Here is a 22,053-nt window from a genome sequence, read left to right as displayed (position 1 = left end):
GTCTTTTTTCATGCCGTATCTTCAAGCAAATACGTTGTGAGGCGGCAATCCGCCTGATATTCTTGTCATATACAAATTCACAGGAGGCATGATGATGAGCAAAAAAATCGCAGTTCTGATGACAGATCAATTTGAGGATATTGAATATACAAGCCCGGCGGAAGCATTTAAAGAAGCGGGCCACAGTGTGGTGACAATAGATTTAGAAGCAGGGAAAGAAGTGACGGGCAAGCACGGTGAGAAAGTAAAGATCGATCAAGCGATCTCAGACGCAGACCCCAAGGAATTCGATGCGTTATTGATTCCCGGAGGCTTTTCACCGGATCTTCTGCGCGGAGATGACCGCCCGGGTGAATTCACTAAATCATTCGTGGAAAATCAGAAACCCGTTTTCGCGATCTGCCACGGCCCGCAGCTGCTGATTGATACCGACCTTCTTAAAGGAAAAGATATCACGGGATTCCGCAGCATCCGCAAAGACTTAATCAATGCCGGCGCACATTATAAAGATGAAGAAGTCGTCGTGAGCCATAACATCGTAACGAGCAGAACGCCTGACGATTTGGAAGCCTTTAATCGTGAATCATTGAACCTGCTGAAATAAGCGAATAAAAATGCACAGACCCGTTCAGTCTGTGCATTTTTTTATGGATTGATAAAGAAACACCAATAGTTAGACCTATTCTCTTCCCCATCCATAATAAGTAAAATAAAGAGTGGGTTTTTCAACACTCGACGGGAGGTTCACTGATGTGGATGATCATTTTGCTGCTGATCATTTTAATCGGTTTTACCGGTAATATCATTTCGCTTTTGAGAGCGCAAAAACACGCATCTCAAAGAATAATTGAGCTTTTAGAAAAGCAAGGCCGAAAATAATCTGTTAGCGTTGTGTTACCCGTAATAGTAATAATAATTCCGGCAGATTTCCTGAAATATGATTTGATGCCCTTTCTCGTTCGGATGAAGACCTTCTGACATGCACATGCTGCGGAAAGCGGGATTATACGGGTCGATGAGGTCTGTATCAAACAGGTCGGCATACGGTACAGAGAGGATTGTGCAGGCTTCTTTTTGGGCTTTCACATAGTCAGCCAGCTTCAGGCCCAGTTTATTTTTATCAGTATCACGGCGGACGATTTTTCCTTTTGATATTTTTGCTTGTCTCGTTGGGGTCACCACAATGATGCTCGCGCCTTTATTTCCGCTTCGCAGCTGCTGAATCACTTGACAGAAGCCTCCGTAAAATGTGGTGATATCCTTTTCATCTGTGCCGATGGGAATGTGGTTGCACCAATCATCATCTGTTCCCTGGACAATGATGACATCATGTCCCTTTGTTTTAAGCGCTTGCTGATAAATGTTATCGCTTCCGTGGTTGCTCATATTAACGCCGCTGACAGACAGATTGGTTATTTCAGCGTCTGTCCGGTCTTTCAGAATGTCACCAAAGCCGTATTCCGCGCGCAGCCCCCGGGCGACGCTGTCACCTAAGATCGCGATTTTTGAAGCCTTCCGCAGCCTGCTTATGCTGATGAAGTCAATGCTGATATGCCCGCTGTCCGTGATATGCAAAAGCTTGCTGCTTATGTTTTGCGAAGAGACTGTCTTTCCTTCAGAGTTATAAAATTCCTCATTCAGCTTCATTCGGCGTCATCCCTTCCTTTTTATCCTCCGGCATCTTTTTTGACATAAAAAACGGACACGAACAAACAGCGCCATGTTGTCAGTTCAGTGTCCGCAGATGATGATACCGGATCTTTTATGCAGTTCTCTTGCCATTATAGCAGATCTCCATTACTTGTAATAGAGTCTGCTTCAGCATTTAAAACAGCGCTTGCGGGTACGTTTTTGATGTGACCGTCTGCTGCGGGAACGGTGTGTCCGGCGATGCGTCCGTCTTCTGCTGCGGGAACGGTGTGTCCGGTGATGCGTCCGTCTTCTGCTGCGGGAACGGTGTGTCCGGTGATGGGTCCGTCTTCTGCTGCGGGAGCGGTGTGTCCGGTGATGACTCCGTCTTCTGCTGCGGGAACGGTGTGTCCGTTTTCTGCTGCGGGAACGGCGCGAACATTTTTTGGAAACCGGTTCTTGGTATAAATACTCCCCTAAACCTTCTCTTTCCGCAACGGCAACTCCATGTTCAATTTCTTTAACAGAAATAGCGTTCAATTCTGTTCACCTCCCTTTTTCTTTACAACATAACGTATGAAATGTACCCCTCACGTGTATAAGCTTCTCTCTCATATGAGCGAGAAATAGTCATTTATACAACAAAAAGACCCGTGGAAACGGGCCTTTTGCAGGCATTTTGCAGGGAACAAACGCAAACTTAAGATCGATTTATTTCTTCCTCTCGCTCTCCGGCTCGGGGTGAATCATTACCTGTGCTTGTTTGAATTCATTCGTAATAGCTCTTTCAATGCGGTCACACAGGTCGTGCACGTCTTTAATCGCCACGTGAGAGGCTACGACCAAGTGAAAATCAATATACTCCTGCGGGCCGGAGCGTCTTGTACGAAAATCGTGAATTTCAATAAATTCCTGTTGAAATGTTTCGATAATCTTTAAAATTGTTTTTTCTTCCTCTTCCGACAAACGGGTATCAATCAGCGGCGGGAATGCTTCTTTCATTAACTTAAACGCTTCATATATGATATACACCGCCAGCACCATACCTATAATAGGATCAAGTATGTACCACTCCGTTAAGGTAACGACCAAAAGGCTTGCCGCTACGCCTAATGATGTGTACACGTCAGTCAGTAAATGCAGGGCATTCGATTTCATTGCCACGGAATTAACCTTTTCGGCTTCTCTTTTTACGAACTTCGAAACGATCAAATTAATGAGAGCCCCCGCAAGCATCACAACGATTCCCAATACGGGCAGATGAACCGGAGCCGGGTTGACCAGTTTTTGAACGCATTCATATATCATCCAAATCCCTGCCGCAAAAATCAGCATCGTCTCGATGGTCCCCGACAGATTCTCGACTTTTCCATGACCGTACGGATGCCCTGTATCAGCCGGCTTTTTTGAAATCCTGACGGAGATAAAGGCGATGAAGGCGGCGATCAAATCTAAAAAAGAATGAATGGCTTCCGAAAGTATCGCGACAGATCCGGTTATTATCCCCACCACTATTTTGAGCATGACGACCAGGGAATTACTTATAACCGATAAAAAAGCGATTTTAGAGGTGTTTTCCACCGTGATCCTCCTCTTTTTGACTTCTTGTATTTATCGTATCAAACGGCATTCGTGTGGGTCTACGGCAACGTTTTTCACAAAAGCCATACATGTAACTCACTATAAACTAAGTTGGAAAGCGACAAAACAGGCGAACCTTTCTTTCAGCACTCAAGTCCCATTGACAAGATATAACCGCTTACATTATAGTAGTTTCATGAATAACCACTACGGAGGATGTTTATGGACGATGTTCTGAAAGAATTACAGAAGTTTGGATTTTCTCAATATGAATGTAAAGCATATATCGGCTTGTTGAAACACTCGCCTGTTACCGGATATGAAATCAGCAAAAGGTCAGGCGTCCCCCGCTCAATGATCTATGAGGTATTGGGGAAATTAGTTGATAAAGGCGCTGTCCATATTGTGCCGTCTGATCCGGTTACATATGCCCCGCTGGCCGGAAAGGAATTAATCGACCGGCTCCGGCACGATTTCGAGAGCTCATTCGGCTACCTTGAGGAAAAGTTATTGGCGCTGGAAAGCGAGCAGGAGATGAATGTCATCCGCCGCATCAGCACAAATGATCATGTCATCAATGAGATGAAGGAAATGATTGAAAAAGCCGAGGAAGAGTTGTGGCTGTCTGTCTGGGAACAGCAGATTCCCTTTATTCAAGAAGCCGCTAATAAACGCGCCGCCGAACAATTGCCCGTCTTTTCGATTGTGTTCGGCCCTCCGGAAGTGAAGCTCGGAAATACGACAAATCATAATATGTCTCCTGAAGTGGCGGAGAAACGGATGGGCGGAAGATTAACGATAGCTGCCCGAGATAATAAAGAAGTCTTAATCGCCAATTTTTCTCCGCAGACGAATGCCTGGGCCATTAAATCAGAAGACCCCGCTCTCGTTCTCGTGGCCATGGAATATATGAGGCACGATCTGATGTTCGCAGAGCTTGTGAAAGAAGTCGGAGCTGAAAAAGTTGAAGGCCTGATGAAACAAAACCATTCGTTATTTCATGTCGTCACCGGAAATCGGTTCATATAAATGTGAACCGTATTTTCTTTGATTTTTTCATTAGTCGTTATCATTATAATCTCTATGAAAGGAGTATAAAAAATGATTAACACAGAAGTGCAAAAAACCGCCGTTTCCCGGGAAATGAACGATACGTTTTTACAGGGGGTGCGGGATTGTGTGCCTACGCTGCTGGGCTATATGAGCATCGGTTTTGCTTTCGGCATCGTCGGGGTTGCCTCTCATCTAAGCATTCTTGAAATCTGTTTGTTATCCTTGTGTGTCTATGCCGGCGCCGCCCAATTTATTATTTGCTCGCTCCTTGTTTCCGGGAGTCCGATTTCCGCCATTATTTTAACGACGTTTATCGTCAATCTGCGTCACCTTCTGCTGAGCCTGACCATCGCGCCGTATTTCACGAAATACTCTCTGGCGAAAAATATCGGCTTCGGGGCTCTGCTTACTGACGAATCTTTCGGAGTAGCGGTGAACAAAGCGGCTCAGAACGGCAGGTTATACGATAAGTGGATGAACGGCCTCAATATAACCGCTTACATGTGCTGGGTTATTTCCTGCGTGATGGGCGGGCTTCTCGGACAATGGATATCTGATCCTTACGCTCTCGGCCTGGACTTTGCTTTGCCCGCTATGTTTGCGGCGCTGCTTGTGCTGCAATTGCAGTCGTCCGCTTCGGAAAAGCTGAAGCACAGCCTCTCCTTAATTCTCTATATGATCATTTTTATGGTCTTGTTATCGTATTTCGTCCCGTCACACATCGCGGTCATCGTCTCAACCGTGATTGTGGCAACGATCGGGGTGGTGACGGACAAATGAGCATCAGCACACAAATGATCTGGATTATACTCGGCTGCATGATTGTTACACTTGTGCCGCGCATTGTTCCGTTTATATTTGTCCGGAACATTCAGATGCCTGAATTGGCTTTAAAATGGCTCTCCTTTATTCCGCTTTGCATTTTGACGGCTCTGGTAACGGAAAGCATGATTGTGAAAACAAACAGCGCTTTGACCTTTGATTGGAAAGCAATGATCGTTCTCATTCCGACATTGCTTTGCGCGATGCTGACAAAAAGCTTATCCATCACGGTCATCACGGGAGTCGTGCTGATGGCCGCCGTCAGGCTGATATGGTGACAATCAAAAGCCTCCATTCCATAGAATGGAGGCTTTACCTTTATGATGTCGGATTTTCTTCTTCCGTCTCTGATTCCTCGGCTTCGGCGTTTATGCTTTGCTGCTGTTCCCAATGATCCCGCTGCAATCTTTCTTTGGCGATGGTAAACATGAAATTCACGGCGCAGCACCCCTTCCCTGTTTTGCTTATACTATGTACTGTACTCATTTCCCCGTGCAGTATTCACAAAACATAAAAAAGCAGCCTGCCGCATGGAGCGGCCGGACTGCTTTTTATTTTCAGTACGTGATCAGGAAGTATTTTTTCTTTCCGCGGCGCAGTACGGTAAATTGATCTTCAATGCGGTCTTCCGCAGTCAGAAGATGCCCGATGTCCGTCCGGCGCTCGCCGTTAATGTAAACAGCTCCGTTTTGAATGTCTTCGCGGGCCTGCCGTTTTGAAGGCGACAATTTAGATTCCACTAGCACGTCTACTAAAGACAGTTCTTCAGAGCGGTCTTTTTCAAACGAAGGTACATCTTTAAATCCTACCTTGACGTCTTGAGCGGAAAGCTCTTTAATATTGCCGCTGAACAGCGCCTGGGAGATATGAACGGCCTGCTCAAGCGCTTCACGGCCGTGTACAAGAACCGTCACCTCTTCAGCGAGACGTTTCTGCGCTTCTCTTTTCTCAGGAGCTGTCTCCGTTTTTTCAGCATAAGCTTCAATTTCCTCTTTTGACAAGAAAGTAAAGTATTTTAAGTATTTGACGACGTCGCGGTCATCAGTATTGATCCAGAACTGGTAGAATTCGTACGGCGATGTTTTTTCTTTATCAAGCCAAATGGCGCCGCCTTCCGTTTTGCCGAATTTCGTGCCGTCAGCTTTTGTGACGAGCGGAATGGTAAGACCGAAAGCTTTCGCCCCTTCTTCTTCTGATTTTCTGATCAGTTCAAGACCGGCCGTGATGTTGCCCCACTGGTCACTGCCTCCGATTTGGAGTTTGCAGTTCTTTTCTCTGTACAGATTCAGAAAATCGTAGGATTGCAGGATCATGTAGCTGAATTCCGTGTAAGAAATTCCGGTTTCAATTCTTGAGCTTACAGTATCTTTCGCAAGCATGTAGTTAATTCCGAAGTTCTTTCCGACGTCACGGAGAAATTCAATGATGCTCAGCTTTCCGATCCAATCAAAGTTGTTCGCTATGACAGCGGGGTTTTCTCCTGCCTCGAAATCTAAAAATCGGGAAAGCTGATTTTTAATTTTTTGCGACCATTCGACAACGATATCCTGAGTATTTAACGTACGCTCCGCTTTTTTGCCGCTCGGATCGCCGATCAGTCCCGTCGCGCCGCCTACAAGCGCAATCGGATGGTGGCCTGCAAGCTGGAAACGGCGCAGTGTCAATATCGGCAGAAGGTGTCCGATGTGCAGGCTGTCAGCCGTCGGGTCAAACCCTGAGTATAAACGGATTTTTTCTTCGCTCAGCTGTTTATTCAGTCCTTCTTCATCCGTCATTTGCTGGATTAAGCCGCGGAATGATAAATCCTCTAATAAGTTAGTCATTTTGTCTGCTCCTTTGTTTATGAAAATAAAAAACGCCCCTTCGTTTAAAACGAAGGGACGATATAATCGCGGTACCACCCTACTAATAAAAACATAAAAAAGCTTTTATCACTCTTTTTGATAACGGACCGTGTCCGTTCTTTCACTACTGAAAGCCTTGGAATAGCTTTGTTCGCAAAAGCGGTTCATGAGTGTATTCGGCATATCTTATGTGCTGATTTTCACCGGCCATCAGCTCTCTGGAACAATCAGATATCCTACTTGTCTCAATCAAAACCTTTTCTTATGAAGCTTACTCATTTTTAACATAAATAAAATACGATGTCAACGCCGTCTTTAATCTTCCATTGTTGACAGGTCGCCTGCCGGCAGGTTCAGCTCCCATGCCTTCAGCACACGTCTCATGATTTTTCCGCTCCGTGTTTTCGGAAGTTTATCTTTGAATTCAATTTCCCGCGGTGCGGCATGCGCGGCAAGCCCCTGTTTTACAAAGAGGCGAATGTCCTCCTTCAGCTGATCAGATGGCTCATGCCCTTCTCTGAGCGCGATAAACGCTTTAATAATTTCTCCCCGGACAGGGTCCGGCTTTCCGATGACGCCGGCTTCGGCAATCGCCGGATGTTCAACAAGTTTGCTTTCGACTTCAAACGGGCCGACGCGCTCGCCGGATGTCATGATGACATCATCGACTCTGCCTTGGAACCAAAAATAACCGTCTTCATCCATATAAGCAGAATCTCCGGAAACATACCAGCCGCCCGGCATAAAATAAGAATCATATTTCTCTTTGTTGTTCCAAATGGAATCCATCATCGACGGCCAGCCCTTTTTAATGGCGAGATTTCCCATTCGGTACGGCGGAAGCTCATTTCCCTGATTGTCAACGATCGCCGCTTCCACTCCCGGAATCGGTTTCCCCATTGAGCCCGGCTTGATCTCCATGCAAGGATAATTGCAGATGAGCTGTCCGCCCGTTTCTGTCATCCACCACGTGTCGTGGATGCGCTTGCCGAATACTTTATGTCCCCACTTGATGACCTCGGGGTTCAAAGGTTCTCCGACACTCAGGACGTGACGAAGTGAAGTAAGGTCAAATTTGGATGCCATTTCATCTCCGGCGCCCATAAGCATTCTGAAAGCCGTCGGAGCGCTGTACCAGACGCTGACACCAAGCTTCTCAATCGTGCCGTACCAGTTTTCCGGACTGAATCTGCCGCCGACGATCACATTCGCCGCTCCGTTCAGCCACGGCGCAAATATCCCGTACACCGTCCCGGTCACCCAGCCCGGGTCCGCAGTGCACCAATAAATATCGTCTTCTTTAAGATCAAGCACCCACTTGCCGGTCTGGTATTGCTGAATCATGGCTTCATGAACGTGGAGCACACCTTTTGGCGTTCCGGTAGATCCTGATGTGTAGTGAAGCAGGTAGCCGTCTCTTCTGTCCATCCATTCAATATCAAGTCTCGTGCTTTCTCCCTCAGCCGCTTTATCATAATGAATGATTTTATCTCCCGCTTCTTTGCTGCCGCCGACAATGAAAATATGCTCGAGGTCGGGCAGGCTGTCCGCCGGAATCCGTTCGGCCAGTTCAGGTGTCGTCACGACAACCTTTGCCTGGCTGTTCAACAGGCGGTCTTTGACGGCGCCTTCCATAAACGCTTCAAATAAAGGGCCGGCGATCGCACCGATTTTAATTGCGCCGAGCATGATAAAGTACAGCTCCGGCGAACGCGGCATGAAAATAAAAACGCGGTCCCCTTTTTCCACGTTTCCATACCGTCTCAGTACATTTCCCGCCCGGTTCGATTCCTCCATCATTTCTTTAAATGTGTATTTTTCATTCCGATTTGCGTCCTTGTAATACAGCGCTACTTTGTTTTTTCGAAATGATTCGGCATGACGGTCAATTGCTTCGTACGCCGCATTCAGCTTCCCCGTCTGATGCCAGGAAAACTCCGCTTCGACCTCTTTCCAATCGAAGCTGCGGTACGTTTCCTCATAATTTCGCAGATGATAATTCCCCTTTTCCGCCGGCAACGCTTTCAAATTCATGCAACATCCCCCTTTGCTTATCTATAGACTAATTATAGTAGATGTTCACAGTTTTCTCAATTTTTAAAATATAAATTACAACACTATTGAAAACGCTTTATATTTTGTTATGCTTAAGAGAGATGTGTTTTTATTAAGAACCGACAGGCGGTGAATCAGTGAAACATCATAAAACGTACCATTCTTCATCAATTCAGACAGCAGCCGGCCCTCTATTGGTAGAAGGGCCCGTTCCTCCAAAGGACCTAGCACAGTATGAGTTTCATGAAGGCCTGACAGCCTTTCGCCTTCCTCATGAACAGCACAAAGCGTTAATCGAGATCGCCGGGCTTCCTGAAGGTCGGATCATTATCGCCAGGGACGGACAGACGATTATCGGCTATGTGACGTATTTATATCCTGATCCGCTTGAACGGTGGTCTGACGGCAATATGGAAGATCTCCTTGAGCTCGGGGCGATCGAGGTCGCTCCCGGCTACAGGGGCTGTTCTGTCGGAAAAACGTTGCTGACAGTCAGCATGATGGATGAACAGATGGAACGCTACATCATCATGACGACGGAATATTACTGGCATTGGGATTTAAAAGGAATGAAAAAAGATGTGTGGGAATACAGAAAGATCATGGAAAAGATGATGAATGCCGGGGGTCTTGTCTGGTTTGCAACGGATGAACCGGAAATCAGCTCTCATCCGGCCAATTGTCTGATGGCCCGCATCGGCAGGCACGTCAGTCAGGAGTCAATTGAACAGTTCGACAGGCTTCGTTTTTATCAGCGGTTTATGTATTGACTGACATACAAAGGGGATAAAAAGATGATTGCAGAACAAATCATGAAACGGGACGTCATCACCGTCTCAAAACACGACTCCGTTGAAACAGCCGTCCGTAAAATGAAGGTATATCATATCCGCCATCTCCCTGTCATCAACGACGAGCTGCATGTCATCGGTATTGTCACAGACAGAGACATTAAACAGGCCGGCCCCGGCAGCTTCGAACAAAAGGAACGCGGCGCGTTTCTGACAAACAAAGTGGAGACCATTATGAAGCGGAATGTCATCTGCGCCCATCCGCTTGATTTTGTGGAAGAAATATCCGCTTCCTTTTATGAGCACGGCATCGGCTGTCTGCCGATTACGGTAAATCATAAGCTGACGGGCATTTTAACGAAAACCGACGTGCTACGGACTTTCGTCAGCCTGACAGGCGCGGCCCAGCCGGGATCACAGGTGGAAATCCTGGTGACGGATATGACAAAAAGCCTTGCTGATCTCAGCTGCATGTGCCGTGATCTTCAGCTGCAAATCCTGAGTGTGCTCGTCTATCCCCATGATTCCGCCGGGTCGAACATTCTCGTCTTCCGGGTGAAGACGATGAATCCGCTCCCTTTTATCCGTGCCGTTCATGAAGCCGGATACAATGTCTTATGGCCGAAACATTTGAGGGATCAGCCATGAGAGACAGCGTTTTTGTTTACTCGCCTTCTTATCAGACGTATCAATTTCATCAGGATCATCCGTTCAATCAGCAGCGCGTGCTTTTAACATACGATCTGCTTCAGGCGGCGGACGCGTTTGACGATGGAGACATCGTCACACCGCGCACGGCCACTAAAGAAGAGCTGGCTCTCGTTCATACGGAGGATTATATACAGGCGGTGGAACTTGCGGGTGCGGGCCGGCTCCCTGCCGCAGAAGGAGAAAGCTACGGTCTCGGAACGGAAGACACCCCCGTTTTTGCCGGCATGCATGAAGCTGCGTCGCTTCTGGTGGGCGGCACCTTAACAGCGGCAGATTATGTCATGACGGGACAAGCCAGGCATGCCTGCAATTTAGGAGGAGGCCTTCACCACGGCTTCCGCGGCAGGGCGTCAGGCTTTTGTATCTATAATGACAGCGCCGTGGCCATCCAATACATCCAGAAGAACTACGGGGCAAAAGTGTTATACATTGATACAGACGCCCACCACGGCGACGGCGTTCAATTTACGTTTTACGACAGGTCTGATGTCTGCACTGTTTCTTTTCACGAGACCGGGCGTTATTTATTTCCCGGGACGGGGCAGGTACTGGAAAAAGGAAGCGGACAAGGCTACGGCTATTCTTTTAACATTCCGCTGGACGCTTTTACAGAGGACGATTCCTTTCTCCACGCTTACAAAACGGCCGCCTCTGAAATTGCGGCTTTTTTTAAGCCGGATGTGATTCTTACCCAAAACGGTGCGGACGCCCATTATTACGACCCATTGACACACCTGTCCAATACAATCTCCATTTATCAGGAGATCCCGCGGCTCGCTCATTCATTAGCCCATCAATATTGCAGCGGCAGATGGATCGCGGTCGGCGGCGGCGGATACGATATTTGGAGAGTCGTCCCGAGAGCATGGAGCCGCATTTGGCTTGAGATGAAAGGGATTGATCCCGGGGAGCGCATACCGCAGAAATGGATTGATAAATGGCAGAAGCATTCCCCCTGCACGCTGCCCGCTTTTTGGAGTGATCCTGAACAATTATATCCTCCGATTCCACGCAAAGAAGAAATTTCAGAAAAAAATGCCCAAACCGTGGAAAAAGCACTTTTTGCCATCCGGTCTGAGCAGCGGTATAAAACAAAATAAAAAACGACCTTATGAGGAGGTCGTTTTTTTGATCACGATTTCTACACGGCGGTTTTCTTTCATATGTCCGGGACTTTTGTTGTCCTTCACAGGTTTCGTATCCGCATACCCGGCAGAGATAAACCGTTTGGCGGAAAAGTCTTCATTCGCGGTAAAATACCGGATCACACTCGCCGCTCTTGCAGACGACAGCTCCCAGTTCGACGGGAATTGATAGGTGGAAATCCGGCGGCTGTCCGTATGGCCTTCTACCTGTATGTCATTCGGAATTGTTTTTAAAAGCACCGCGATCTGATGCAGAACCGGCTCGGCGTTTTTCAGCACATCCGCTTTTCCCGTCTGAAACAGAACGGCCTCCTGCAGCACAAGAACCACTCCGCGCTCATCGCGCTTCGCCGTCAATTTGGAACTCAAATGATGCGCTTTTATGTATGTCTTCACGTTTTGTAACAGCAAATCCTGTTCTTTATTTTCGTTTGCTTTGTCTGATGACGCCGGTTCACCTCCGCTGCCGTTTGTATGAATCGATGAAACGGCAGATTGAAATTTTTCCGCGTCTATTTGCGACATCGAAAAAAGCAAGATAAAGAACACGAGAATGAGCGTGATCAAGTCAGCGAACGTCACCATCCATCTCGGTGAACCGCCGGAATGTTCCGGTTTGTTTCTTCTTTCAAAACGCTCTTTTCTAAGCTTCATGGACAGCGCCCTTTTTCTTGTTCGCAGGCTGTCCTTTACGCCAGTCTTCTCTTGAGCTGAAGACGACGAGCTGACTTTCGAGGTTGCGGGGATTTTTGCCCGATTGGATGCCGACAACCCCTTCGATCATGACCTGTTTGATGAAAATTTCACTTTCCGTTTTTTCTTCAAGCTTTGCCGCGATTGGGATAAACACCAAATTGGCAAGCAGCGCTCCGTACAGCGTCGTCAATAGCGCAACGGCCATGTTCGGTCCGAGGGTATGCGGATCATTTAAGTTTTTGAGCATGAGAACGAGTCCGACAAGCGTCCCAATCATTCCCCAGGCGGGTGCGAAATCACCGGCTTTTTCAAAAACGCGTCTTCCTTTTCTGTGTCTTTCTTCCATTGCGGCGATCTCAGAATCCATCACCAGCCGGATCGTTTCCTCGTCCCAGCCGTCAATCGCAAGCAAAAGCCCTTTTTTTAAAAACGGATCTTTGATCTCCCGCGCCTGGTCATCCAGAGACAGAAGCCCCTGCCTGCGCGCCTGCTCCGAAAGGCTGACAAATACTCTGACAAGCTCTTTCACATTGTCATCCTGACGGGAGAATACCTGTTTCAGAACAGAAGGGGTTTTCTTTAAATCCCTCGGCGGAAAGCTGATAAAGACCGCCGCGGCAAGGCCGCCTGTGACGATTAAAAAAGAAGTCAGATCCAAAAATGAACTGATTCCCGCCAGTCCCGTCCCTGACAGAATACCGATTGCGACAATAATACAGCCTAACATAAAGCCAACGGGCGTCAGATAATCAAAACGTTTCATATCTTCTCCTTACTCAAGTAAAAAAGCAAGATTCCACCCCTCAGAGTGAAGCTTGCTTTTCCGTTTTTTTATGACTTGGTTGATTGTCTTAATTCGATGCGGTGAGGCAATTCGACGATATGCTCTTCAACCGGCTCTTTGTTCATCAGTTTTGTCAAAAGTCTCATCGCCACGGCGCCGATATCGTACGTAGGCTGCACGACTGTTGAAAGCTGAGGGCGGACCATCAGGCTCAATCTCGTATTGTCAAAACCGATAATATCAAGATCATCAGGTATCGAAAGACCTTGATCTTGGGCCGCATGGATAATGCCGAGGGCCATTTCATCCGTCGCAGAAAGAATCGCCGTCGGTTTCCGGTCAAGGCCCATCAAGCTTTGAAGCGCCTCCATACCGGAATCATAAGTGTAATCGCCTTCCGCTACGAATTGCTCGTTAAACGGAATCGCCGCTTCTTCAAGCGCCCGTTTGTACCCTTGCAGTTTTTTCGAACGGTTGATTGGCTCTTGCATCGGTCCGGAGACGAATGCAATATCACGATGCCCTTTATCAATGAAAAGCTTAACGGCATCATAAATCGCCTGTTCATAATCAATGGCGACAGAAGGCGTCTCGCCCTGTTCTTCCACTGATGCAGCCAAGACGATCGGCACAGGAGAGCGCTTAAATTCTTCGACATGCTCGTCCGTAATGTTGCCGCCCATAAATACGATACCGTCCACTTGTTTGCCGAGCATCGTATTTAACAGATGCAGTTCTTTCTCAAGATTTTGATCCGAGTTGCTTAAAATAATATTATATTTGTACATCGTCGCGATATCTTCAATTCCACGCGCAAGTTCCGAGTAGAAAATGCTTGAGATATCAGGGATGATGACGCCGACCGTTGTCGTTTTTTTGCTTGCAAGCCCTCTTGCCACCGCGTTCGGGCGGTAGCCGAGCCGGTCAATGGCTTCCAATACTTTTTTTCTGGTCGTCGGTTTTACATTCGGGTTGCCGTTCACGACGCGGGAAACAGTCGCCATACTGACATTTGCTTCTCTGGCCACATCGTATATCGTAATGTTGCTCACTGAAACCACTCCTTTTACTGGATACACTTATCCTTATCTATAGCATAAACACTTTATGTAAAGAAATGTCGTACGATTTCGCATTCTGTCGTTTATGATTGTAAGCGTAAGTCAGTAGTGTACATTATTTTTCATTATTCATCAAATTTAAATATCTCTCATGAAATTATACACGTTTTTCCCAATGATGAAAACGTTCACTTTCATTTTATAATTAAATAAAATGAAGATACGAAAAAAAAGCCGCGCGAGGCGGCCTTTAAAGAGCGGAACGTTGTATTATGCTTTTACTTTCAGCATCGGCTTTAATTCGTTCAGCCATTTCTCGAATTCAGGGATATCCATCTGCTGCGCAGAGTCTGAAAGGGCAACGGAAGGATCAGGGTGTACTTCGGCCATCACGCCGTCAGCGCCGATCGCAAGCGCCGCTTTTGCTGTCGGAAGCAGGAGATCGCGGCGGCCTGTTGAGTGTGTGACGTCAACAAACACCGGCAAGTGAGTTTCCTGTTTCAAAATCGGCACGGCAGAAATGTCGAGTGTGTTTCTCGTTGCCGTTTCGTACGTTCTGATTCCGCGCTCACAAAGAATGATTTGGTCGTTTCCTTGTGACATGATGTATTCAGCTGCATTGATGAACTCTGAAATTGTTGCGGCAAGACCGCGTTTTAACAATACCGGCTTTTTAACGGAACCGGCGGCTTTCAGCAATTCAAAGTTTTGCATGTTCCGCGCGCCGATCTGAATGACGTCAATGTAATCAATCGCTTGCTCAATGTGGGCGGGCGTTACGATTTCACTGATCACCGCGAGGTCATATTCATCAGCGACGCGTTTAAGAATTTGCAGGCCTTCTACGCCGAGACCTTGGAAATCATACGGACTTGTGCGGGGTTTAAACGCGCCCCCGCGCAGGATTTTAATGCCTTGTTTTTTCGCTGCGGCCGCGACTTCGGCAACCTGCTCATAGCTTTCTACGGCACAAGGTCCGACGATGAATCTCTGATCGCCGTCACCGATTTTTTCACCTTTAATGTCAACGATCGTATCTTCTGCTTTTTTCTTCCGGGAGACGAGCAACGCTTTGCTGTGATCCTCTTCTTGAAGTTCAAGTCCGGCTTTGAAAATTTCTTTGAAAATATGCTGGATCGTTGAGTTTTCAAATGGGCCGTCATTGCTTTCAATAATGCGGTTAAGCATTGTACGCTCTCTGACAGGGTCAAATCGGTTGACACCCTGTGCTTCCTTTGCTTTACCGATTTCTTTTACAACGGCTCCGCGTTCATTGATTAATTTAAGGATTTCTAAGTTTAGTGCGTCTGCTTGCTGTCTTAGACTCTCTAATTCCTTGTTGCTCATCTTTTTCATCCCTTCTATGCTATGTTTTATTTTAATGGTTAACATGCATCTTACTACAGTTATGCGAAAATAGGAATATGAAATAATAAATTTTTTCACATTCGACTTTATCACAAAAACGCTTTTAAGCTTTTATGCGTTGAAGCAGTATATATTGATATCCTACATGATCCGGCTGAAATGATCAATAGTTTTTTTCAAAAAAAAACCGCCGGTATCAACCGGCGGCCAGCAATTATGAAAGGTGCTGCTCTATTGCGTTTTTTGTGATTTGTGAATGAGACGCGTGCCATTTCACTTCGCCGTTTGTAATAACGAATACTTGCGGGCTTTCATGTTTCACGCCGTATGCCTCGGCGATATAGTTTGAAAGCGGCCGGCTGTCCTGCACATGCAGGTAATAAGAAGGTACTTCTGAATGCTCCGATGCAAAGGCGTCAAACTCCTGAAACGCGGCTTGGCTGATCGGGCAGGTTGTGCTGTGTTTTAAAAACACGAGCGTGTTTTCTTTCTCAGCGGCATTTTTGAACTCTTCTTCAGACGATATCAGCTGTTTTGTCATGTCGGTTATCTCTCCTTATTGAAGATCAGCGATTTGCCTGACCGGCTTTTTCCCCGGCGTCTTCCGCTTCGGCCTTGATGCTTTGGGCCGTGTCCTGCATTTCGCTTCTCGTCTCTTCGGCTTTCTCGGTTAGTGTGCTCTTAGAACGGTCTTTTAAATCCTTCACTTTATTCATAATCTGACCTGACTGATCAGCTACCAGCTGGGTGATATTAGATGTTTTGTCCTTGGCGATGCTGACATATTGAGAGCCTTTTTCTTTCGCGTCGGCCGTCATTCTGTCCGTCTTATCCTTTAACGCAGAAGCCTGACTGCCGAGATCGTCGCGCAGCTCCTTACCTGATTTAGGCGCCAGAAACAGCGCCGTTGTCGCGCCGATAATTCCCCCGATCAGCGTTCCGATTAAAAAATCCTTACTATTGATTCCATCTTTGCTCATTATGATTCCTCCTTAGTGGATTTTTCTTATGATTAAAGCGATGTTTTTTTCTTTTGCTTCCACTTGTCCCATATTTCCATAGCGGCCTGGCTCCAGGTGACAACCTGACTGATCTTGTCCTGATTCTCTCTTACAGAGGCCGTAACGGAACCTGCTGCCTGCTTTATGGATGTATTAAACTGCTGGACGGAAGTTCCCACTTCCTGGACAGCATGGACAACCGTATTTAATTTCTCTGATTTTTCCTGAATGTCTTCCGCGAGACGGTTTGTCTTATGTAACAGCTCGGTTGTCTCTGCGGTAATGCCTTTCATCTGCCCTTCAAGGCCGTCTAAAGTCGAGGCTACGTTTGTTAAAGTCATCTGCACGGACTTTAATGTTTTGGACAGATAGATGACGAGGATGAGAAATGCAACGGCAATGAGTGCGACGCTTAAGTAAAGAATGATGATCATCTAATACCTCCTTAATGCAGGATATAGTGGTATATACCCAATTCTTAAAATGATAAACATATATGAAAGGTCTGTATGTATACTATTTCTCCGTTTATCGGTAAATCCCTTTGCAGCACGCGCAAAAAAGCAGTGAGAGCCCCACTGCTTTTTCGTTACGCTATGACGTTTTCATAGGCCCTCATATATTTTTGAATGTCTCCGGCGCCCATGAAGATCAGTACTGCGCCTTCATGCGCTTTTAACACGGAAGTGTCATTTTCTTCAATGAGTTCTGCGTTATCGATTTTTTCCTGAAGATCCGTGATCGTGAGCTTGCCGACGTTCTCACGGGCAGAGCCGAAAATGTCGCACAGATACACGCGGTCGGCCGCGCTTAAGCTTTCTGCGAATTCATCCAGGAATGATTGCGTCCGTGTAAACGTATGCGGCTGAAATACCGCGATGATTTCACGTTCGGGATATTTTTGGCGCGCCGCCTCAATCGTGACTTTGATTTCAGTCGGATGGTGGGCGTAGTCGTCGATCAGTACCTGGCTGCCGATCACTTTTTCATTGAATCTGCGTTTGACGCCGCCGAATGATTCAAGTCCGAGCTTAATCATGTTCACGTCTATCTCTTCATAGTGGCAGAGCGCAATGACCGCTAAGGAATTGAGGACATTATGATGGCCGTATGCCGGGATGTAGAACGTATCGTAAAACGTATTGCGGACAAAGACGTCAAATGTCGTGCCTTCCGTATTTTTTACGATGTTTCTCGCTTGAAAATCGTTTTCTTCTCCCGTGCCGTAATAAACGACAGGCACATTGGCGTGAATTTTCGGCAGGTACTCGTCATCACCGCAGGCAATGATGCCTTTGTTGACTTGAAGCGCCATGTTTTGGAAAGCATCAAACACATCGTCAATGTTGGCGAAATAATCAGGGTGGTCAAAATCAATATTCGTCATAATCGCATAATCAGGCTGATAGCTTAAGAAATGACGGCGGTACTCGCAAGCTTCAAATACAAAGTATTCGCTGCTTTCATTTCCTCTGCCCGTTCCGTCCCCGATAAGAAACGAAGTCGGCTTCGCCTGCTGCATCACGTGTGCCAAGAGGCCCGTTGTGGACGTCTTGCCGTGTGCGCCCGTTACCGCGACACTTGTGTATTTTTTCATATATTCAGCTAAAAATTTATGATATCTGATCACAGGAATCCCTTCATCGAGCGCCTTTGCAATTTCCGGATGAGAATCAGGGAATGCGTTTCCGGCGATTACCGTTAAGCCGGGTTTGATGTTATCGGCGCTGAACGGATAGATCGGGATGTTTCTTTTTTCAAGGGCAGCCTGAGTGAAAATCTGCTTCTCGATATCCGATCCCTGCACCTGATACCCCGTATCATGCAGGATTTGAGCAAGCGGGCTCATACCTGTCCCTTTTATTCCAACAAAATGATAAACAGTCATAATCGTACCTCCAACAAACGTCTATCTGTTCCCCAGTATATGACGCTCATTTCATTTTGCGACCGCAGCGGGCGAAAAGCCCGCACAGCGGCGCTTCCATTTATTTTTACGTTATCGTCAGTATCTGTAACTTTCTTTTTGATTAAACCTGCCGCATGATATTTCAGCGCGTGACAGTGATGCAGTTTTGATGGTCCATCCACTATCATACCATGTTTGTGAGAAAAATGAACGATATTCTTATTCTTGAGAAATGTCAGCGGCCGTAATCAGCACTTCACGCGGTTTGCTGCCCTTCGCTTCTGAGATCATGCCTTCGGCTTCCATCATGTCAATCAGCCTCGCGGCGCGGTTATAACCGATTCTGAACCTTCTTTGAAGGCTTGAGGTGCTGGCGCTGTTTTGCTCCACGACGAATTGGCACGCCTCAGGAAACAGTTCGTCTTCTTCCTTAAGGGCGGTTCCCTGCCTGATCAGTTCTTCCTGTTCAAACAAATAAGAAGGCGGCAGCTGCTTTCTGACATGAGAGACGACGCGGTCAATCTCTCTGTCGGATACAAAGTTGCCCTGCAGGCGCACCGGTTTTCCGGTACCGTTTTCCCAGTACAGCATGTCGCCTTTTCCGAGCAGCTTTTCCGCTCCCGCCATGTCGATGATCGTTCTGGAATCTACCTGGCTTGAGACGGAGAATGCAATCCTCGTCGGTATGTTCGCCTTGATCATTCCGGTAATGACATCGACAGACGGACGCTGTGTCGCGACAAGCAGATGAATGCCGCAGGCTCTCGCTTTCTGCGCGATTCTGGCGATGCTTTCTTCCACATCGTTCGGCGCGACCATCATTAAATCGGCAAGCTCATCAATGACCACTACGAGGTAAGGGAGCTTTTCGCCTGTCTTATGATCGGCCGTTAATTCATTAAAGCGTCCGATATCTCTCACACCCGAATGGGCAAACAGTTCATACCGCCGTTCCATCTCTTCCACAACCCATTTTAACGCGGCGGTCGCGGCTTTGGCGTCCGTGATGACGGGGCTGACCAAATGCGGAATTTGGTTATAAGGCGCAAGCTCGACCATTTTCGGATCAATCAGAAGCATTTTGACATCACTCGGATCCGCCTTATAAAGCAGACTGACCAAAATGGTATTGATGCAGACGCTTTTTCCCGATCCTGTCGCACCCGCTATCAACCCGTGCGGCATCTTTTTCAAATCAATGACGACCGGGTTTCCGGAAATATCGACACCGAGCGCGGCTGTAAGCGGAGACGGATTCGTCCTGAAAGCGGCGCTTCTGATCATCTGCCTTAAATCGACGACTTTGCTTACGCGGTTCGGAACTTCAATGCCGATCGTGTTTTTACCGGGGATCGGCGCCTCAATCCGAATATCCTTGGCAGACAGGCTCAGTTTAATATCATCTGCTAAGTTTGTAATTTTGTTTACTTTCACTCCGGGCTCAGGATGCACTTCAAAACGTGTGACGGACGGGCCTTGTGTGACATGAACGACTTGGGCGCGCACATTAAAGTTTTTCAGCGTAACGTTTAAAAGCTCGCGCTGTTCTTCAATCCACGATTGGTCGTCATGTCTTTGCGCCGGCGGTACGTCCAGAAGCGACAGATTCGGAAAGACATAGCTCGCTCCGCCCTCTGGCGTCTTCGTCTGCTTGTGTTTATCGCTTTTAAGCATCATGACGTTAAACGGAACATTGCGCTCTTTCGGCTGCTCCGCTTTTCTCACAGTCTGAGGCTGTCCGTGATGCTCCGTTTTTTCTTCGGCAGGCCGGGACGGGGCATCGGCCGTCTCAATGCTTACAGGTTCAGGCTCGGGGTCTGAATGCCGCTCTGCTTCATTGTACTCAGGCTGAGAGTCTGCTTCCTGTTTCGCGTCGGGTTCAGCTGATTCGGGCTTGTCTTCAGACTGCGGCTGAATTTCCTCGTATCCGGGTTCTGTGTATGTATACACCGGTTCTTCTGCGGTTTCAAAAGGCGGTGCTTTTTCCGGCTCAGGCTCCTGATGTTCCCCCTCCGGCGCCGCTTGTTCCTCTGTGATTTCAGCCGTGCGGGATGCTTCATACTCAGGCTCTCTTATAGGCTGCGGGCGGGTTTGTTCATGCTCTTGTTCTTCTGTAAAGCCGGCAGACTCCGCGCTTTCGGTGTGCTCCAGCTCTTCAGCCTGCTGCGGTTCTGGTGCTGCAAACACTTGCTCTTTTGCATTCTCAGCCTCGGTGTGAAGCTCCTCTTTTTTAACGGCCGGAATTTCTTCCGTTTCTTGTTTCGCAAACGGTTCTGGCCGGTCATTCGTCTGTTTTGTTATACCGGATGTTGTGAAGACGGGCTCTTTTTCCGTTTCCTGACCGGATTTTGGCGGAACAAATTGCTCCTCTGACAGCAATGTTACGTTCTCTTCACGCCGCTTTTCGGAAATAGGCGCTTTTTTGATGCTGTGCTGAGATTGAAAGCCGTAAACCGGTGAAGGAATGGATGACGGTTTAAAGGGCTTTTTCACCGTATCAGGCTCTTTATGTGTATGCTGTTTCCGCTCCGTTTGCTCCTTCCCGGCGGCATAACCCCGGGACGGCTGGCGGCGTTCGTGCCTTTCCCGCTGTCTTTGGTTTTGCTCCGTTCGCTTATAGCCGTCCGGAACGACCGGGAAGCGGAAATTCCCTTTCGGATATTCGTAATATATTTTAGGATCTTCCATGCGCGTTAATTTGCCTTCTGGCTGATCCGGTATGTGCTGTTTCTGGATTTGGGCATGCGTGTTCGGTTCACGTTCATGCTCTTCTTCTTTTTCACCTAAAAATAAGTCAAAAAATTTATTCAGCCAACTCATGTTTAATCACTCTCTAACTCCCTTTTTAGTAGTCTGGGACGATATTTAGTATACCATTGCCGGGCGGCTCAGAAAAGATTAAGCTCCCAACTGAAGAAAGCCGTTAAGCAGGCCTGCTTAACGGCTTTCTCTCACATCATTCGATTCTGTGCGCTTATTTATGGGAGTTAGAATTGAAATGCTTCGCCGGCCTCGCGGCTGTCTTCAAGAACAAGAATCCCTTTTTCCGCCGGCGCATCCGGCAAAGCGAGTTCTTTCGCGGAGCAGATCATGCCGCTTGACGGAACGCCTCTTAATTCAGCGTCTTTAATCACAAGTCCGCTCGGCATTACCGCACCGACTTTAGCGACGACGACTTTTTGCCCTTTGTCCACGTTCGGCGCGCCGCAAACGATTTGAAGGGTTTCCTCTCCGACATTCACTTGGCAGATATTCAGTTTATCCGCATTCGGATGTTTTTCTTTCGATTCAACGTGACCGACAACAAATTTCGGAGAAAGGTCAACCGTCAGCGTTTCTGAAACGCCGTTTCTGTTCAGTATTTCATTCACATCCTGTACGAAAGTCTCAGACAAAGCGACGGGGCCGTTGTCTTCAATCTGTAAGTAAGAAGACACGTTAAAAATGTTAAAGCCCGTCGTTTCTTTTGTTTCTTTGTTAAAGATTCTGACGACATCGCCTTCTCTTTCATAGCCGATTTCTTCGCGTGCTGCATCTTTAAGAGAGATCAGAAGCGTATCTCCCACACCTTCTTTATTGTAAAAAGCGTTCATAAGAAAAATC

At 47.3% G+C, this 22,053-nt stretch carries 24 protein-coding genes, 1 pseudogene and 1 other annotated feature; of the genes and pseudogenes, 8 read left to right on the top strand and 17 right to left on the bottom strand.

Annotated elements, in window-relative coordinates:
• The first annotated feature begins 94 nt into the window (after window positions 1-94).
• Both AC2CGA_RS12345 and AC2CGA_RS12340 read left to right on the top strand, forming a co-directional pair.
• A complete protein-coding gene (locus tag AC2CGA_RS12345) occupies window positions 95-604 on the top strand; it encodes a type 1 glutamine amidotransferase domain-containing protein (RefSeq protein WP_003152401.1) in 510 nt (169 codons plus the stop codon).
• A 146-nt stretch (window positions 605-750) separates the two neighbouring features.
• A complete protein-coding gene (locus AC2CGA_RS12340) occupies window positions 751-879 on the top strand; it encodes a hypothetical protein (protein ID WP_003152400.1) in 129 nt (42 codons plus the stop codon).
• Between the two features lie 15 nt (window positions 880-894).
• On the opposite strand, the gene AC2CGA_RS12335 is transcribed toward AC2CGA_RS12340, so the two are convergent.
• From AC2CGA_RS12335 to AC2CGA_RS12320, 4 genes and pseudogenes are all read right to left on the bottom strand, one after another.
• Window positions 895-1,647: an SGNH/GDSL hydrolase family protein gene (locus AC2CGA_RS12335; protein ID WP_139885360.1), complete on the bottom strand. Its 753-nt coding sequence runs from the start codon at window positions 1,645-1,647 to the stop codon at window positions 895-897.
• Between the two features lie 178 nt (window positions 1,648-1,825).
• On the bottom strand, window positions 1,826-2,071 hold the full coding sequence (locus AC2CGA_RS12330; RefSeq protein ID WP_063174662.1) for a hypothetical protein: 246 nt from the start codon (window positions 2,069-2,071) through the stop codon (window positions 1,826-1,828).
• A gap of 47 nt (window positions 2,072-2,118) precedes the next feature.
• A pseudogene (locus tag AC2CGA_RS12325) lies at window positions 2,119-2,169 on the bottom strand (hypothetical protein); the annotation flags it as partial.
• 171 nt (window positions 2,170-2,340) lie between these two features.
• Entirely contained in the window at window positions 2,341-3,210 is an 870-nt protein-coding gene (locus AC2CGA_RS12320) for a cation diffusion facilitator family transporter (RefSeq protein ID WP_014305589.1), read from the bottom strand.
• Between the two features lie 222 nt (window positions 3,211-3,432).
• On the opposite strand from AC2CGA_RS12320, the gene AC2CGA_RS12315 reads away from it, so the two are divergent.
• The 3 genes from AC2CGA_RS12315 to AC2CGA_RS12305 all read left to right on the top strand — a co-directional run bounded on the left by AC2CGA_RS12315 (window position 3,433) and on the right by AC2CGA_RS12305 (window position 5,363).
• Window positions 3,433-4,239, top strand: coding sequence for a TrmB family transcriptional regulator (locus tag AC2CGA_RS12315; RefSeq protein WP_003152396.1), 807 nt, complete (start codon window positions 3,433-3,435; stop codon window positions 4,237-4,239).
• A gap of 72 nt (window positions 4,240-4,311) precedes the next feature.
• Window positions 4,312-5,043 carry an AzlC family ABC transporter permease gene (locus AC2CGA_RS12310; RefSeq protein ID WP_003152395.1) on the top strand — a complete coding sequence of 244 codons (732 nt, stop codon included), beginning with the start codon at window positions 4,312-4,314 and terminating at the stop codon, window positions 5,041-5,043.
• Window positions 5,040-5,363 (top strand): AzlD domain-containing protein, encoded by a 324-nt coding sequence (locus AC2CGA_RS12305; RefSeq protein ID WP_003152394.1) that lies wholly within the window; start codon window positions 5,040-5,042, stop codon window positions 5,361-5,363. The genes AC2CGA_RS12310 and AC2CGA_RS12305 overlap by 4 nt, the downstream gene beginning before the upstream one ends.
• A 40-nt stretch (window positions 5,364-5,403) precedes the next feature.
• Here the strand turns inward: AC2CGA_RS12305 and sr7p are convergent, their stop codons facing one another.
• The 3 genes from sr7p to acsA form a co-directional block, all read right to left on the bottom strand.
• Window positions 5,404-5,523, bottom strand: a complete 120-nt coding sequence (gene sr7p, locus AC2CGA_RS12300) for a small protein SR7P (RefSeq protein ID WP_003152393.1) — start codon at window positions 5,521-5,523, stop codon at window positions 5,404-5,406.
• A gap of 119 nt (window positions 5,524-5,642) precedes the next feature.
• Entirely contained in the window at window positions 5,643-6,908 is a 1,266-nt protein-coding gene (tyrS, locus tag AC2CGA_RS12295) for a tyrosine--tRNA ligase (protein WP_003152392.1), read from the bottom strand.
• 50 nt (window positions 6,909-6,958) lie between these two features.
• Window positions 6,959-7,191 (bottom strand) — a binding site (T-box leader).
• 53 nt (window positions 7,192-7,244) lie between these two features.
• Window positions 7,245-8,963 carry an acetate--CoA ligase gene (acsA, locus tag AC2CGA_RS12290; protein WP_003152391.1) on the bottom strand — a complete coding sequence of 573 codons (1,719 nt, stop codon included), beginning with the start codon at window positions 8,961-8,963 and terminating at the stop codon, window positions 7,245-7,247.
• Window positions 8,964-9,121: 158 nt separating this feature from the next.
• On the opposite strand from acsA, the gene AC2CGA_RS12285 reads away from it, so the two are divergent.
• Genes AC2CGA_RS12285 through AC2CGA_RS12275 form a run of 3 tightly spaced genes read left to right on the top strand, consistent with a single transcriptional unit; the run spans window position 9,122 to window position 11,586 of the window.
• Window positions 9,122-9,754, top strand: coding sequence for a GNAT family N-acetyltransferase (locus AC2CGA_RS12285; RefSeq protein ID WP_003152390.1), 633 nt, complete (start codon window positions 9,122-9,124; stop codon window positions 9,752-9,754).
• 24 nt (window positions 9,755-9,778) lie between these two features.
• Window positions 9,779-10,423 carry an acetoin utilization AcuB family protein gene (locus AC2CGA_RS12280; protein WP_014305594.1) on the top strand — a complete coding sequence of 215 codons (645 nt, stop codon included), beginning with the start codon at window positions 9,779-9,781 and terminating at the stop codon, window positions 10,421-10,423.
• A complete protein-coding gene (locus AC2CGA_RS12275; protein ID WP_014305595.1) occupies window positions 10,420-11,586 on the top strand; it encodes an acetoin utilization protein AcuC in 1,167 nt (388 codons plus the stop codon). The genes AC2CGA_RS12280 and AC2CGA_RS12275 overlap by 4 nt, the downstream gene beginning before the upstream one ends.
• 9 nt (window positions 11,587-11,595) lie before the next feature.
• Here the strand turns inward: AC2CGA_RS12275 and motS are convergent, their stop codons facing one another.
• From motS to ytpR, 10 genes are all read right to left on the bottom strand, one after another.
• Window positions 11,596-12,285: a flagellar motor protein MotS gene (motS, locus tag AC2CGA_RS12270; protein ID WP_003152387.1), complete on the bottom strand. Its 690-nt coding sequence runs from the start codon at window positions 12,283-12,285 to the stop codon at window positions 11,596-11,598.
• Window positions 12,275-13,090 carry a flagellar motor protein MotP gene (motP, locus tag AC2CGA_RS12265; protein WP_003152386.1) on the bottom strand — a complete coding sequence of 272 codons (816 nt, stop codon included), beginning with the start codon at window positions 13,088-13,090 and terminating at the stop codon, window positions 12,275-12,277. Before motP ends, motS begins: the two co-directional genes overlap by 11 nt.
• 68 nt (window positions 13,091-13,158) lie before the next feature.
• On the bottom strand, window positions 13,159-14,163 hold the full coding sequence (ccpA, locus tag AC2CGA_RS12260) for a catabolite control protein A (RefSeq protein WP_003152385.1): 1,005 nt from the start codon (window positions 14,161-14,163) through the stop codon (window positions 13,159-13,161).
• 279 nt (window positions 14,164-14,442) lie between these two features.
• Entirely contained in the window at window positions 14,443-15,519 is a 1,077-nt protein-coding gene (locus tag AC2CGA_RS12255; protein WP_003152383.1) for a bifunctional 3-deoxy-7-phosphoheptulonate synthase/chorismate mutase, read from the bottom strand.
• Between the two features lie 235 nt (window positions 15,520-15,754).
• A complete protein-coding gene (ytxJ, locus tag AC2CGA_RS12250; RefSeq protein WP_003152382.1) occupies window positions 15,755-16,081 on the bottom strand; it encodes a bacillithiol system redox-active protein YtxJ in 327 nt (108 codons plus the stop codon).
• A 25-nt stretch (window positions 16,082-16,106) separates the two neighbouring features.
• A complete protein-coding gene (locus AC2CGA_RS12245) occupies window positions 16,107-16,520 on the bottom strand; it encodes a YtxH domain-containing protein (RefSeq protein WP_003152380.1) in 414 nt (137 codons plus the stop codon).
• A gap of 32 nt (window positions 16,521-16,552) precedes the next feature.
• Complete coding sequence (locus AC2CGA_RS12240; RefSeq protein WP_007408777.1) at window positions 16,553-16,975, bottom strand: DUF948 domain-containing protein; 423 nt, start codon at window positions 16,973-16,975, stop codon at window positions 16,553-16,555.
• Between the two features lie 155 nt (window positions 16,976-17,130).
• Window positions 17,131-18,429 (bottom strand): UDP-N-acetylmuramate--L-alanine ligase, encoded by a 1,299-nt coding sequence (murC, locus tag AC2CGA_RS12235; RefSeq protein ID WP_003152377.1) that lies wholly within the window; start codon window positions 18,427-18,429, stop codon window positions 17,131-17,133.
• A gap of 240 nt (window positions 18,430-18,669) precedes the next feature.
• Complete coding sequence (locus tag AC2CGA_RS12230) at window positions 18,670-21,270, bottom strand: DNA translocase FtsK (RefSeq protein ID WP_139885361.1); 2,601 nt, start codon at window positions 21,268-21,270, stop codon at window positions 18,670-18,672.
• A 167-nt stretch (window positions 21,271-21,437) separates the two neighbouring features.
• Complete coding sequence (gene ytpR / locus AC2CGA_RS12225; protein WP_003152375.1) at window positions 21,438-22,043, bottom strand: YtpR family tRNA-binding protein; 606 nt, start codon at window positions 22,041-22,043, stop codon at window positions 21,438-21,440.
• Window positions 22,044-22,053: the final 10 nt, after the last annotated feature.

Source organism: Bacillus sp. SYZHCR11 (genome assembly GCF_057196865.1).
The sequence above is the reverse complement of the archived record's forward strand: the minus strand, read 5'-3'. Positions and strand labels throughout refer to the sequence as shown.

Excerpts from the sequence above, each read along its gene's own strand:
- AC2CGA_RS12275 (WP_014305595.1), top strand. The coding sequence starts at position 10,420 with ATGAGAGACAGCGTTTTTGTTTACTCGCCTTCTTATCAGACGTATCAA.
- AC2CGA_RS12240 (WP_007408777.1), bottom strand. The coding sequence starts at position 16,975 with ATGATCATCATTCTTTACTTAAGCGTCGCACTCATTGCCGTTGCATTT.
- motS (WP_003152387.1), bottom strand. The coding sequence starts at position 12,285 with ATGAAGCTTAGAAAAGAGCGTTTTGAAAGAAGAAACAAACCGGAACAT.
- AC2CGA_RS12230 (WP_139885361.1), bottom strand. The coding sequence starts at position 21,270 with ATGAGTTGGCTGAATAAATTTTTTGACTTATTTTTAGGTGAAAAAGAA.
- AC2CGA_RS12255 (WP_003152383.1), bottom strand. The coding sequence starts at position 15,519 with ATGAGCAACAAGGAATTAGAGAGTCTAAGACAGCAAGCAGACGCACTA.
- acsA (WP_003152391.1), bottom strand. The coding sequence starts at position 8,963 with ATGAATTTGAAAGCGTTGCCGGCGGAAAAGGGGAATTATCATCTGCGA.
- AC2CGA_RS12315 (WP_003152396.1), top strand. The coding sequence starts at position 3,433 with ATGGACGATGTTCTGAAAGAATTACAGAAGTTTGGATTTTCTCAATAT.
- motP (WP_003152386.1), bottom strand. The coding sequence starts at position 13,090 with ATGAAACGTTTTGATTATCTGACGCCCGTTGGCTTTATGTTAGGCTGT.
- AC2CGA_RS12345 (WP_003152401.1), top strand. The coding sequence starts at position 95 with ATGAGCAAAAAAATCGCAGTTCTGATGACAGATCAATTTGAGGATATT.
- AC2CGA_RS12340 (WP_003152400.1), top strand. The coding sequence starts at position 751 with ATGTGGATGATCATTTTGCTGCTGATCATTTTAATCGGTTTTACCGGT.
- ytpR (WP_003152375.1), bottom strand. The coding sequence starts at position 22,043 with ATGAACGCTTTTTACAATAAAGAAGGTGTGGGAGATACGCTTCTGATC.
- AC2CGA_RS12245 (WP_003152380.1), bottom strand. The coding sequence starts at position 16,520 with ATGAGCAAAGATGGAATCAATAGTAAGGATTTTTTAATCGGAACGCTG.
- ytxJ (WP_003152382.1), bottom strand. The coding sequence starts at position 16,081 with ATGACAAAACAGCTGATATCGTCTGAAGAAGAGTTCAAAAATGCCGCT.
- tyrS (WP_003152392.1), bottom strand. The coding sequence starts at position 6,908 with ATGACTAACTTATTAGAGGATTTATCATTCCGCGGCTTAATCCAGCAA.
- AC2CGA_RS12310 (WP_003152395.1), top strand. The coding sequence starts at position 4,312 with ATGATTAACACAGAAGTGCAAAAAACCGCCGTTTCCCGGGAAATGAAC.
- AC2CGA_RS12330 (WP_063174662.1), bottom strand. The coding sequence starts at position 2,071 with ATGTTCGCGCCGTTCCCGCAGCAGAAAACGGACACACCGTTCCCGCAG.
- AC2CGA_RS12305 (WP_003152394.1), top strand. The coding sequence starts at position 5,040 with ATGAGCATCAGCACACAAATGATCTGGATTATACTCGGCTGCATGATT.
- AC2CGA_RS12335 (WP_139885360.1), bottom strand. The coding sequence starts at position 1,647 with ATGAAGCTGAATGAGGAATTTTATAACTCTGAAGGAAAGACAGTCTCT.
- murC (WP_003152377.1), bottom strand. The coding sequence starts at position 18,429 with ATGACTGTTTATCATTTTGTTGGAATAAAAGGGACAGGTATGAGCCCG.
- AC2CGA_RS12280 (WP_014305594.1), top strand. The coding sequence starts at position 9,779 with ATGATTGCAGAACAAATCATGAAACGGGACGTCATCACCGTCTCAAAA.